The 12,273-nt window shown below is 49.5% G+C and carries 16 protein-coding genes; all 16 read right to left on the bottom strand.

Translation table 11 applies throughout. From position 1 onward, the window contains the following. Positions 1 to 15: 15 nt before the first annotated feature. Positions 16 to 651, bottom strand: a complete 636-nt coding sequence (locus DWY84_RS13985) for a DUF3846 domain-containing protein (protein WP_118533985.1) — start codon at positions 649 to 651, stop codon at positions 16 to 18. A gap of 10 nt (positions 652 to 661) precedes the next feature. Further along, the gene (locus DWY84_RS13980) at positions 662 to 1,168 is read right to left on the bottom strand and encodes a hypothetical protein (protein WP_118533984.1); all 507 of its coding nucleotides are present in this window, start codon (positions 1,166 to 1,168) and stop codon (positions 662 to 664) included. A gap of 10 nt (positions 1,169 to 1,178) precedes the next feature. Next, positions 1,179 to 2,090, bottom strand: coding sequence for a ParB/RepB/Spo0J family partition protein (locus DWY84_RS13975; protein WP_118533983.1), 912 nt, complete (start codon positions 2,088 to 2,090; stop codon positions 1,179 to 1,181). After that, positions 2,023 to 2,169 carry a hypothetical protein gene (locus DWY84_RS17470; protein WP_158574624.1) on the bottom strand — a complete coding sequence of 49 codons (147 nt, stop codon included), beginning with the start codon at positions 2,167 to 2,169 and terminating at the stop codon, positions 2,023 to 2,025. Before DWY84_RS17470 ends, DWY84_RS13975 begins: the two co-directional genes overlap by 68 nt. Further along, positions 2,166 to 3,011 carry an ATP-binding protein gene (locus tag DWY84_RS13970; RefSeq protein WP_013274302.1) on the bottom strand — a complete coding sequence of 282 codons (846 nt, stop codon included), beginning with the start codon at positions 3,009 to 3,011 and terminating at the stop codon, positions 2,166 to 2,168. Before DWY84_RS13970 ends, DWY84_RS17470 begins: the two co-directional genes overlap by 4 nt. After that, positions 3,008 to 3,682, bottom strand: a complete 675-nt coding sequence (locus DWY84_RS13965; protein WP_118533982.1) for a helix-turn-helix domain-containing protein — start codon at positions 3,680 to 3,682, stop codon at positions 3,008 to 3,010. The genes DWY84_RS13970 and DWY84_RS13965 overlap by 4 nt, the downstream gene beginning before the upstream one ends. Then, on the bottom strand, positions 3,663 to 3,830 hold the full coding sequence (locus tag DWY84_RS17465) for a hypothetical protein (RefSeq protein ID WP_009532276.1): 168 nt from the start codon (positions 3,828 to 3,830) through the stop codon (positions 3,663 to 3,665). Before DWY84_RS17465 ends, DWY84_RS13965 begins: the two co-directional genes overlap by 20 nt. After that, complete coding sequence (locus DWY84_RS13960) at positions 3,827 to 4,657, bottom strand: phage antirepressor KilAC domain-containing protein (protein WP_097772876.1); 831 nt, start codon at positions 4,655 to 4,657, stop codon at positions 3,827 to 3,829. The genes DWY84_RS17465 and DWY84_RS13960 overlap by 4 nt, the downstream gene beginning before the upstream one ends. Before the next feature lie 348 nt (positions 4,658 to 5,005). After that, on the bottom strand, positions 5,006 to 5,395 hold the full coding sequence (gene rpsI / locus DWY84_RS13955) for a 30S ribosomal protein S9 (protein WP_118533981.1): 390 nt from the start codon (positions 5,393 to 5,395) through the stop codon (positions 5,006 to 5,008). 28 nt (positions 5,396 to 5,423) lie between these two features. Next, positions 5,424 to 5,858: a 50S ribosomal protein L13 gene (rplM, locus tag DWY84_RS13950; RefSeq protein WP_118533980.1), complete on the bottom strand. Its 435-nt coding sequence runs from the start codon at positions 5,856 to 5,858 to the stop codon at positions 5,424 to 5,426. A 204-nt stretch (positions 5,859 to 6,062) separates the two neighbouring features. After that, on the bottom strand, positions 6,063 to 7,193 hold the full coding sequence (truA, locus tag DWY84_RS13945) for a tRNA pseudouridine(38-40) synthase TruA (protein WP_118533979.1): 1,131 nt from the start codon (positions 7,191 to 7,193) through the stop codon (positions 6,063 to 6,065). Positions 7,194 to 7,340: 147 nt separating this feature from the next. Next, positions 7,341 to 8,135, bottom strand: coding sequence for an energy-coupling factor transporter transmembrane component T (locus DWY84_RS13940; protein WP_118533978.1), 795 nt, complete (start codon positions 8,133 to 8,135; stop codon positions 7,341 to 7,343). Further along, entirely contained in the window at positions 8,132 to 8,992 is an 861-nt protein-coding gene (locus tag DWY84_RS13935) for an energy-coupling factor transporter ATPase (protein WP_118533977.1), read from the bottom strand. The genes DWY84_RS13940 and DWY84_RS13935 overlap by 4 nt, the downstream gene beginning before the upstream one ends. Before the next feature lie 12 nt (positions 8,993 to 9,004). Then, on the bottom strand, positions 9,005 to 9,880 hold the full coding sequence (locus tag DWY84_RS13930; RefSeq protein WP_118533976.1) for an energy-coupling factor transporter ATPase: 876 nt from the start codon (positions 9,878 to 9,880) through the stop codon (positions 9,005 to 9,007). Positions 9,881 to 9,995: 115 nt separating this feature from the next. Continuing rightward, positions 9,996 to 10,586, bottom strand: a complete 591-nt coding sequence (locus DWY84_RS13925; RefSeq protein ID WP_347560810.1) for a TIGR01440 family protein — start codon at positions 10,584 to 10,586, stop codon at positions 9,996 to 9,998. Positions 10,587 to 10,778: 192 nt separating this feature from the next. Continuing rightward, positions 10,779 to 12,020 carry an N-acetylmuramoyl-L-alanine amidase family protein gene (locus DWY84_RS13920; RefSeq protein ID WP_182434963.1) on the bottom strand — a complete coding sequence of 414 codons (1,242 nt, stop codon included), beginning with the start codon at positions 12,018 to 12,020 and terminating at the stop codon, positions 10,779 to 10,781. Positions 12,021 to 12,273 lie beyond the last annotated feature (253 nt).

Raw genomic sequence — 12,273 nt, 5'->3', positions numbered from 1 at the left:
TCTCCGCCTCCTTCCTTACAGACTGTCCCGGTCCGGTGCCGGTTTGCTCTTTTCCTGGGGCTTTGCAGCCTTTTCCTCCATCTTCTTCACCATGTCATCTGGGACCGGAATTGCCATGATGCTGCGCCCCATACGAACGAACATCTGGGGCTGATGGAACTGCTCCTCAAATTTCTGCATCTGCTCCGAAGTCAGAGAACCAAAGTCATCCTCTGTCAGCCCTACCACCAGAAAATCACCGGCATAAATGTCCTGCATATCCCCGTCTTCGGTGTAAATCACACGGTTCAGCGGCAATCCATTGATTTTACCGGATTCGTTCAGAATAATGGCTACTTCATCCTCAAATGGATAGGTTACTTCAATATCCCCGCCGACCATAGCCTGCAAATCTTCCAGCTCCGTGCCAACACTGATTTTCTTCGGGTAGGCATTGGGCTGTACCAGCAGCACATCCATTGTCCTGGTCTCTGCCAATTCATGTTCTCCCACGGTCTTGAAATCCACACCGGTGAAATCGCCGGAATCCAGAACATAGTCCTGATTGTTCCAAGCCTGCGTCACCATGCGTTCCGCATCTTCTTGTGAGGCAGCTTCCACGGAAACCTTTCTCTGGAGAGTTTCTGTAATCTCCACATCAAATTTCTTCATGGGCACCTCCTTAAATCAGGCGCAGTGCCGGAACCAACTCGCCGCCAATGGAAACCACCGTCAGATTTTCGTTCACATAGTCGATGGTGCGTTCCAGCGTAAACAGATTGACGCTGCACTCGTTGCCGTTCTGGTCGATTTCCGAAACTTCCGCAGCTCCCAGCAGATAGCGGGTTCTGTCTGTCTCGATCACATCGCTCTTATCATAATGGAGAAGTAGTTCCCCATCTGCCACCAGATCAGCCTCCATCTCATCGTAAACATCCTCAAAGATGTCTCGACTACCATCCTCAGTCAGAAGTTCGCCGCCTGCTCCCGGCAGGATCACCATCACAATGCGCTCCTTCGGGTGATCTTCACGGATTGCCTCCAGCATCACCCAGTTATGAAGCATCGCAATGGACTTCTCGAACATGGGATCATCCATCGGATTCGGCTGCGATGCACCGTTCGGGCAGTTCTTGCAGTCCATGCTACACACCGCGTTGTTCTGATTCTTCTTAAAGTTCATCATCATAAAAATCTCCTTATCGTTCCATATCTCGTTGTTTACTTCGCTGCCACTTTTCCAGCAGCCGGATAATCGTGTCCTGCATCTGCTTCGGCGTATAGGATTTCGGGAAATACTTCCGTAGAACCTCGTTTTTAATCGTTACATGGTCAAGCTCATCCTTTTTGATTTCATTCATCACTTCACACATGGCATCCAAGGTGCAGCCGCCCTCCTGCGAGAGCTTTTTCAGCCGCTGTGCCTGCGACAGGGATGGGGATGCCTGTGCATAGTCCATTGCCTCCAGAAACTCCTTCTGTTCGGACGGTTTCAGGTAAGACAGCTCTACCGCCGGATTGAAGGCGATTTTCTTCTCATCCACCATATCCAAAATTTCGGGAATCAGGTTTGTAAGGCGAATAAACCGCTGAACTTGCGTTTTACTTTCATTCGCATCATCAGCTAATTGGTTTACAGCCCACGACTTCTGACCAACTTGGTCAGAAGTTAAATCTCCGCGTTGTCCCTGATGTTTCATCGCCTCCAGCTTCATCTTGTAGGAAAACGCTCTCTCGCTGGGAAGGATATTTTCCCGCTGTAAGTTGCTGTCCACCATAAAGATGATTGCCGCATCATCGTCCATTTCCTTGACGATGACCGGCACTGTCTCCAAACCTGCCAGCTGCGCTGCATGAAGTCTGCGGTGTCCCGAAAGAATTTCAAATCCACCTTCCGGGTCAGGCCGGACAATCAACGGGGATACCACCCCTATCTGCTTGATGCTCTCCACGGTCTGTTCCATCAGCTCATCGTCCAGCACCTTAAAGGGATGACCCTCAAAGGGATGCAGGTCAGAAAGCGACATCTCCGTCCGCTGCTCCTTAGCCGCAGCGTCGGCAGCTGAGCCACTGCGGTTTTCTGTTGTAATACTGGTTTTTGCTTTTGCCATTCAGCTTCTTAACCTCCTTCCAGCGGTGATAGATGTCATTCTTACCTGCGAAAAACGCCTTTTTTGCCTTGCACTTCATAGATCAAGTACCTCCTTAACGACCTGCTGTTTTTCTTTTCCAATGCTCTTTCTGCGGTCCTCTCCGCTGATTCGCACCGGCGTACACATTTCCAAAATCCGGCTGTAAATCCGGGCGTATGCCACATCCTGCGGATTGCGGATTTCAGCAATCTTCAGATTGGTTGTGATAATGACCGGAAGCCCGGACTTATACCGCTCATCAATGACAGCGTAGACCTGCTCCAGCGCATATTCGGTGCTGCGCTCAATTCCCAGATCATCCAGAATCAGCAAAGAATAATTGGAAAACGAAGCGATATACCGGTATCGCTCTTCCGAATACATGGCACCCATCTGGTTCAGGATCTTGGAGAAGTTCGTCATCAAAACCGGAATGCCCTGCTCCAGCAGCGCATTGGCAATACATGCCGCCACAAAGGACTTTCCGGTTCCGACATCTCCCCATAACAAAAGGCCAAGGTTTTCAGCCTTGACCTTTTTCCACTGCTCCACATAGCGTTTTGCCATTTGGATATCCTTGTTGTCTTCTGCAACGGCAAAATTCCATTCCAGAAGATGCTTTTCCTGAATTCCCGTTGCTTTCAGCTGCCTGATTTTACGCTGCCGCTCCACCAGCTCATCCTGGCGTTTCTTTTCCGCCATCGCTTCCTGCTGGCATCTGCAAAGGCAGGGAACAATCTTGTCTCTGCCCCAGAGCTTTACCCTGCACTGCACCGGCGTATGGCAGTTTCTGCAATACAACAGTCCGTCATCGCCCTGGTATTCCAGCTCTCCGGGTTCTTTCGGCGTAAAGAGCGAATCCAACGCCGCATTCAAAACTTCAGGCACCATGTCGCTCATAGGCTGTCTCCTTCCTCAAATGTGTAGTCTGCCGGGTTATACTTCGGCTTTTCTCTCCTTGCCCAACTCCGGATTGTGGCAAGGTGATTTTTGTAGCTCCTGCCGGTGGAGGCCATATACTCAGAGAGCCGTTCCACCCGCATCTGATAATCTCCTGGGAACTCCTGCCGGAGCTTGCCGTATTCCGTGTCAGAGAGAAGAACATTTTCGTATGAGCCATACCGGTGCTGGATTTCTTTCTTCTCTCTTTTATTGATTGTTTCAGTACTTGTTCTATTAGTACTTAATTGCGCAGGATTTTCCGTAACCGGTGTGTCCGTATCCGGATTTACCGTATACGGCTTTTCCGTACACGGTGATTCCGAACACGGCTTTTTCCTCGGCATCTCATAAATCACATACTCCGCTCTGCCCATCCGACCGTTGCTCTCACGCTGCTGGTTCCTTTCCAGATACCCAAGACGCTCCAGCTCCTTCAGAGCCGTAAGCACTCCATCTACGCCATCCGGCGTAATCGAAGATAACCCCCGTACCGAATAGTTCCATGTGTCCGGCAAACTGAGCAGCATGGAGAGAAGTCCTTTCCCTTTCAGGCTGAGACCCTGATCCCGCAGGTGGTAATTGCACATCGTTGTGTAATTGCTGTTCTTCTCAACCCTGAATACCGGCATGGTGCTCACCATCCTTTTTCGCAGGCTCCGCTTTTTTCTTCGGACATTTGCGCGGACGATCTTCGCTGTCCTCCCGGCGATGGTATTTGCCGGTATCCTGCATCATACGTTCAAACGCCTGAAGGCGTCCCTCTGTAAAAAGCGTCATTCGATCACACCCCATTTCTTAAACAACTTGAAGAGATGATTCTTTCCCTTGCAGGTCACTCTCGTCTGTTGCACCAGTTTTCCGCTTCTGCCGTAGCAATCTCGGACAATAAAATAGCCCCTTGCAGATTTGTCTGCAAAAGGCATCAGCCAGCCACTCGGACTGCGGTACAGATAGCGATGATCCAGTAAGAGAGCCACTGCCGTCTTCTCCGGGATTCCGATTTCCTTACAGAAATTCCGGATGCAGGTACAATCCTCCGAGTTCACAAAGGTGTCGAAGTAGTCTGCCTTGGGCTGTGCCGCATCCAGCTGTTTGCGGATACCCTCAAGCTGCTCCCTCTCGGCTACAAGCTCCTGTGCCAGGGTGTAGATGACCTCCGGATGCTGAATCACCTGATCCAAAATGGAATCGCTCATATACACTCCATGCTTGCGGATAGAAGGGAGAACTTCATCAAACACCCAGTGTTCAAACCGTTCTGCCGATGGCAGCTTGCTGTGAACGATCAGCCGGTAAACATCGCCTTCCGTGATAAAGGAGATTTCAACGACCTGCTCTCCAGCATCCCCATACTGATTCACCTTCTGAACGACCCCCTCGCGTTTCGTTAGGGGGCCTCTGCAATGGCGTTTCACTGCGGCGTAGGGATTCACATACCCCAACGCCTTCGCCACGTCGCTTGCACAGAAGAAGGTCTTGCCTGCTTCCTGTAACAACCGGATCGAACCAAACTCCTGGTTCTCAAACACCTCCATCATCTGCCTCGACTGTCCGCCATGACTGCCCACATCGGTGTCATGGGTCTTCTGATTGAAATCCGTCATACCTGTTACCTCCTACTCAAATTTGTCTCGCCGGATTTCAGGCGAAAAAAAATAGAGCCTCGACCCATTCTCGTTTTCAAAGAATGAGCCAAGGCTCTATGTAAATCGGTCAAGTATGTGTTCGTCCGTCGATGACAAAATTGGACTTCATTTGCTCCTATTGTCCACCAGTAATTTAACCCATAAGAGGTCAAAATGGGCTTGTCCACCAGTAATTTGACCACTATAAACCCATAAATTTCCGTTCAAATTCCATCAAAACCGAACAGTCCAGACAGAATTTTGGGCATAGAAAAAGCCCGGAAAATAGCGTATTTCCGGGCTTTTTTAGCATTATTAAGCTGTAGATTATCGCTTGCTGAACTGAGGTGCGCGACGAGCGGCTTTGAGGCCGTATTTCTTTCTCTCTTTCATACGCGGATCTCTGGTCAGGAAGCCTGCTTTCTTCAGAACCGGTCTGAACTCAGCGTCTGCCTGAAGCAGTGCTCTGGAGATACCGTGACGGATTGCACCAGCCTGGCCGGTGAAACCGCCGCCGCGAACGTTAACCAGAATGTCGAACTTGTCAACAGTCTCGGTTGCTACTAACGGCTGACGAACAACTACCTTTAAGGTCTCAAGACCAAGATACTCATCGATGTCTCTCTTGTTGATGGTGATTTTACCGGTACCCGGTACCAGATATACTCTTGCGATAGATTTTTTTCTTCTACCTGTTCCGTAATATTTATTTGCCATGATAACTTCCTCCTTTCAGTACCTTTCCTTAGAATTTGATTTCCAGAGCTTCCGGCTTCTGAGCTGCCTGCTCATGATCCGGTCCTGCATATACATGAAGCTTGGTCATCATGCTTCTTCCTAAAGGTCCCTTCGGAAGCATACCCTTAACAGCCAGCTCGATAACGCGCTCCGGCTTCTTAGCCATCATCTCACGCAGAGTGGTCTCTTTCATACCACCTACGTAATCGGAATGATGATAGTAGATCTTCTGATCTAACTTCTTACCGGTTACTTTGATCTGATCTGCATTTACAACGATCACATAATCACCGCAGTCGATGTGCGGGGTGTAGATCGGTTTATTCTTTCCTCTTAATACTTTTGCTACTTCTGAAGCCAAACGTCCTAAAGTACATCCGGCAGCATCTACTACATACCATTTTCTCTCAATCGTCGCTGGACTAGCCATAAAACTCTTCATTGGTTAACCTCCTGTTAAACTATCTGATTCTAACGGTTCATCACCGCAATTGTTTTGAAATGTATAGTAAAATGCCTATTCCGGGGCTTTGGCCTAAGCATTTCCACCTAACGTCACAGTTGTATATTATATAATAAGCGTTTCCTTGTGTCAAGCGCTTTTTCCTTGATTTTACGCCTTTTTGAAGGGTTTTCCACAGATTTTTTAATTTTCGGAAGCGTTATCCACAACCGGGAGGGCGGTTACCCACCTGAGAATCTTTTTCGGCTGTGAATCCGCAGTCTCCGCAAGCCGTTTCAGTTTTTCAAGTTCTTCCCGGGTAAACTGGATTTCCACATTTTCCTGCACATTTCCGAACACATACCGGCCATGTACATCATCAGTTCTCAGACGTTCCGGCTGCCTCAGATCTGTCACATAAACCCGCTCTGCCCCGTTCTGGAACGCATGGTGAATATTTCTTCTTAAAATACCATCCATCTCCTCATCCACGCAGCGCGTAATCACAAAATAAGCGTTCTTCTCGTTTTTAATATGAGACTGCAGAATATCATACTCCCAGTATTTATTCTCCCGGTGATGCCAGTCCGGCAGTTCTTTCTGGTATTCCATGCTCACCAGAGTCAGCCCCCTGGCCGGAGCTGTGCGCCCTGCGGCCTGGCGGTCCCTGGCATCCAGAATCTCTTCCATATGCTCCGGCGGATATGCCCCCATTCCCACCTCCAGCAGTGTGCCCGCAATGATGCGCACCATATTATAGAGGAAGCCGCTTCCGCTGATGCGGATGGTTATCATATCATCCTGCTTTGTGATATCCAGGCTGTAGATAGTCCGCACCGTCTCCTCTGCCTGGGTCCGCACCGTGCAGAAGCTCTTAAAATCATGCTCTCCCACCAGATATGCCGCAGCTTCTCTCATTTTATTCAGATCCAGATTAAAATAACAGAAATGGGCATACAGTCTCTCTAACGGCATCGAAATCTTCCGGTTCAACACTTTATATTCGTAGGTCTTGGTGCAATTTGCCTTTCTCGGATGCCATTCTGCCGTTACCTCTTCAGAGGTCTGCACCCGGATATCTTCCGGGAGCCGCTGGTTTAAGGCAAAACATATCTTATCTGCCGGCATGCGGTTTTCCGTGTCAAAGACTGCCACATTCCCCCGGGCATGCACCCCGGAATCCGTACGGCTTGCGCCAATCACAGCAATGGGTTCTTTTAACAGCGCCGTCAGTTCCCGATTCAGTACTTCTTCTATGGTCACGCCATTCGGCTGGAGCTGCCAGCCGCGGTAGGCGGTGCCGTCATAGGATACCACCATTCTTACTCGTTTCATCAATAATTTCTATCCTCCTGAAGCAAATGCCCGGCAGCTTTTTCCTGTCATGCAGCCAAACACTCTGCCAGATGCAAACAAGTCAAAAATTGCTTCCCATCAGAAACTTCCGGGAAGCAATCACAATTTCATTGTTATCTTATCACGCTACGCGCGAAGCAGAATCATGATTACCAGATAAATCACATACACCAGGTAGCCCATATGATCACGCTTCGCATACTTGAGCGGTTTCATCTTGGTACGGCCTTCACCGCCATGGTAACAGCGTGCTTCCATGGCCATAGCCAGATCGGTCGCGCGGCGGAAGGCTGAAATAAACAGCGGCACCAGAAGCGGAACCATGCTCTTCGCCTTCTGGATCAGGTTGCCGCTCTCAAAATCGGCACCTCTTGCCATCTGTGCCTTCATGATCTTGTCCGTCTCTTCCACCAGAATCGGAATAAAACGCAAAGCAATGGACATCATCATGGAAACCTCATGAACCGGCACACCGACCTTATTCAAAAAGCCCAGACTCTTTTCGAGTCCATCTGTCAGCTCATTGGGTGTGGTCGTCAGCGTCATAACCGAAGAACCGATTACCAGATAGATCAGGCGCAGTGCCATAAAACCGGCCGTACGGATGCCCTCATGCGTAATTTTAAAAATGCCAAACTGAACCACCGGCGTTCCCGGTGTCAGAAACAGGTTGAAGCTCACACTGATCAGCAGCAGAAATACGATTGCCTTTAATCCCCTTACCATGAAGGAAAACGGCACCTTCGACATACAAATGGCCGTAATCAGAAACAGAGTTGCCGCCACATAGCAGGCAATGCTGTTTGCAAAAAACAGGGAAATGATGAACACCAGCGTTCCAAACAGCTTGGTCCGCGGATCCATGCGGTGCAGCACAGAATCCACCGGGTAATATTGTCCTAATGTAATATCGCGAATCATGGTCTTTCATCCTTCCCGAGCAGCTGCAGGATCGCGTCCTTTGCCTCTGCCACTGTGGTAATATCGTCTGCGATCGGCACGCCATGCTCCTTTAAGCCCTGCACAATATAAGTAATCTGCGGGGCTGCCAGCCCAATGGCCTCCAGCTCTTTGTAATGGCGGAATACCTCTTTCGGCGGTGCGTCAAACACCTTTTCTCCGTGGTTCATGACCATGATCCGGTCCGCATAACGCGCAATATCCTCCATGCTGTGAGACACCAGAATGATGGTCATATGACGATCCCGGTGCAGCGCGGAAATCTCATCCAGAATCTCATCGCGGCCCTTCGGATCCAGTCCGGCCGTCGGCTCGTCCAGAATCAGTACCTCCGGGTGCATAGCCAGCACACCGGCAATGGCCACGCGCCGCTTCTGACCACCAGACAGTTCAAAGGGAGACTGCTGCCAGAGTTTTTCATCCAGACCAACCTGGGTCAGCGCTTCTCTTGCACGCTCCTCCACCTCCTCTTTGGAAAGTCCCTGGTTCTTCGGTCCAAAGCAGACATCAGAAAAGACATCCACCTCAAACAGCTGATGCTCCGGATACTGGAACACCAGTCCCACCTTGCTGCGCAGGGCCTTCATATCGTAACCGTCCTGGTAAATGTTTTCTCCATTATAATAGATGGCTCCGCTGCTGGCCCGCAGCAGACCATTCAAGTGCTGGATCAGCGTAGACTTTCCGGAACCGGTATGACCGATCAGTCCGATAAACTGTCCATCTTCAATCTCGAAGCTGACATCCTTTAAGGCATACTGCTCAAAGGCTGTTCCTTCGCCATAAATATGATTCAAATGCTCTGCCCTGATCGACATAGCTTCCTCCTTTTATTTTACCTCTGAAAATTTTTCACGAAACATCGGGAGAAGCCTATCCATCAGCTCATCCATCGTAAGAATTCCATCCGGAAGATCCAGGCCGGCCTGCTTTAACTCATAGGCAAGCTCTGTCACCTGCGGTACATCCAGACGGTATTCTTTGAGTTCCTTTACCCGGGAAAAAATTTCCCGCGGGGTTCCGTCCATCACCAGTTTTCCATCATCCATGACAATAACACGGTCTGCGTCAATCACTTCTTCCATATAGTGAGTAATCAGAAGAACGGTGATTTTCTCCTGGCGGTTCAATTCATGCAGGGTAGCAATAACCTCCTTGCGGCCGTTCGGATCCAGCATGGCTGTTGGCTCGTCCAGAATGATGCACTGCGGACGCATGGCCATAACACCGGCAATGGCTACGCGCTGTTTCTGGCCTCCAGAAAGCTTGTTTGGTGATTTCAGACGGTATGCCGTCATACCGACTGCCTCCAGGCTCTGGTCAACCCTGCGCCAGATTTCATCCGTAGGTACTCCCAGATTTTCCGGACCAAATCCCACATCTTCCTCTACAATATTGCCGATGATCTGGTTATCCGGGTTCTGGAACACCATGCCGGCGGTCTTGCGAATGTCCCAGATATGGGCATCGTCTGCGGTGCTCATGCCGGAAATCCAGACAGTTCCGTCCGTTGGGAGTAAAATGCCGTTGATCTGTTTGGCAAATGTGGACTTTCCGGAACCGTTGTGTCCCAGAATTGCCACAAAATCTCCCTGTTTGATATCCAGGGTCAGATCGTCGATGGCGCGCTTTACCTCTTCTACATGGTCATCCTCATCCCGACGGATATAATCGTATATTAACTTTGAAGCTTTTATGATTCCCATAAAAAACTGCTTCCTTTCTTTTTTCCACTGTTTTCTCATTTTAAGCGAAATTATACACAGCGTCAAGAAAAAAAAGGCACCTCATCCACATTGATCCTCGATATGTGCAATCTGTCTACAGCAAGGTCTCATCGTACACAGCTCTTGCCCCGCCGGTAAACTTCAGTCGGGTTCTTGCGCAGATGACCCGCGCTGCCCCAATCTGCCGTTTTTCGATGCGCACCGGAACCGCAACTTCTTTTAAATGCATGCCGATGAGGGTATCCCCAATATCCATGCCGGCTGATGCCCGGATATGCTCCACTGCCACCGGATGCATAAAGCTGTGATATGCCGCCGTTGCAAAAGAACCTCCCGCCTTTGGCTGCGGAACTACATTCACCTGTTCATATCCATAACACTCTGCTGCTTCCTCTTCCAGAATCAGGGCACGGTTTAAATGTTCACAGCACTGGGCTGCCAGGTAAACCTCTGCTTCCTTTACAGCACGGTAAATGCCGTCGAACAATGCCTGGCCAAGCTCCGGACTGGAAAAGCTTCCGATCCGCTCCCCGGCCACTTCACTGGTGGAACAGCCAACCACAAAAATACTACCTTTCTTCGGACGGGCAGCTGCAAGCAGCTGTGAGGCCGCCTCATACGCTTCTTCCGTAATTTCCATCAGTTCCTGTTTATCCGCTTTTCTGTCTGATAATCCGTTTGCCATATCCAAATTCCTCCATCTTTCTTCTGCTGTCAGCTTACTCCTTGCTCTGCTGCGCAATCATCTCGTTTCATTATACGCCATCTTCTCCAAAAGAAAAAGATGCTTCGGAACCCTGGTTTCAGATTCCGAAGCATCTTTTTATAGGTTTGCGTTGCCAGAAGATTTTCCGTACATCCGCTCTGATTTAAAATTCTAGTGAACCCATACACCCTGATCATTCACATAAAACGTATCAATGGTAGTATTCACTGCCTTGTTGCCCTGGCCCGGATAGAAATAATACCAGTTGCCGTCTACCTGATTCCAGCCCTCAACCATGTAACCGATATTATCCAGATAGTAGGTCTTGCCGTCTTTGCCAAGCCAGTGGCCGCGTACCAGACATCCGTAATAAGCATCCTGAGTCTCGTTCATATAGCACCAGCGGCCATTCCAGGAAAGCCATCCGGTGATCATGGCACCGCTTCCGTCCAGATAATACATCTGACCATTCCGCTCCTGCCAGCCGGTGAGCATTCTGCCGCTCGCGTCAAACAAATACCAGCGTCCGCCAACCTCAACCCAGCCGTTCTTTACATAACTGCCATCCGGATAGTAGTAGTACCAGGTATTGTCATATTTTTTCCAGCCGGCATTGGTGTTGCCGTTCGGACTGCCGCTTGTGTTGTTGTCGTTGCGGCCACTTCCATCAGAGACATCTTCCTTGGCAAGATAAATCTCATCTGACTCTATCCACTCACTGTTCTTGCCGTAATCATCCTGTTTGGATGTCTTGGCAATGGTGCGGACACGGAATGTATAGGTTCCAGCCTGCGTCATGTACGGATAGAAGTTGAAGGTTTTGCCCGTTGTCTCAGTCGTATAAATCTTCCTGGAGCCCTTGCGAAGCTCTACCTCATACTGACCGGTTCCGCCGTTATCCGGTTCTTCCCATTTTGCAGTTCCCTTGGCATTGTCCTTCCAGTATGCGTCCTCCGGTGCCTCGAAGGTTCCCTTAATTGGTTTTAACTTTGCCTTGATGACCAGGTCGCCACTGCTCTTGCTGGCGCTGACGAATTCAGCACCCTTGATGGTTACATTGCTGGAGCGGTAGGTTCCCTTGAATGCACAATCAGAATCCGCTACTTCCAGGCAGATTTTCAACTCTGGCTGGTAGCCCACACTTACTTCTTTGGAAGAAGAGGTGGTCCACTCTGCTTCCTTAATCTGGTAACGCTCCGTGGAACCGGAAATAGCAATACCACCGCCCGGCGCTGTGGTGCTGTCAATGTCAATGGAAGCATCTCCAATCTTGTCTCCTACCTCCAGGTCCGTGTAAATCTGTAATTTTACACTTGAAATTGTTTTGTCCGCCGCATAAGCGGTAGTCATGCCTGCTGTGCCTGTGCATAGCGCCAGAATCAGTCCCCATACTGCAAATCTTCTCTTTGTCATGCTCATCCCTCACTCTCTTCATTCTGGAATCCGTGTTCTGTCAGACTGCTCACTCTATATCTAATCAATGCCTCATCCGGCAGATTCTTTTTCTTTTTGTAATTTTATTATAAGCGAAGGAAGATGTCCGGTCAACTTACGTATTCCTTACCATTATGATGCAATATTGCCGTAAATTGAAAGATTCTGAAAAAATTATTACAAACTCCCGGAAAACGAAAAAGTGTCTTCGACACCTCAACTCCCCTGCCCC

Source organism: Clostridium sp. AF27-2AA (assembly GCF_003478505.1).
Taxonomy (GTDB): Bacteria; Bacillota; Clostridia; order Lachnospirales; family Lachnospiraceae; genus Brotaphodocola.
The sequence above is the reverse complement of the archived record's forward strand: the minus strand, read 5'-3'. Positions and strand labels throughout refer to the sequence as shown.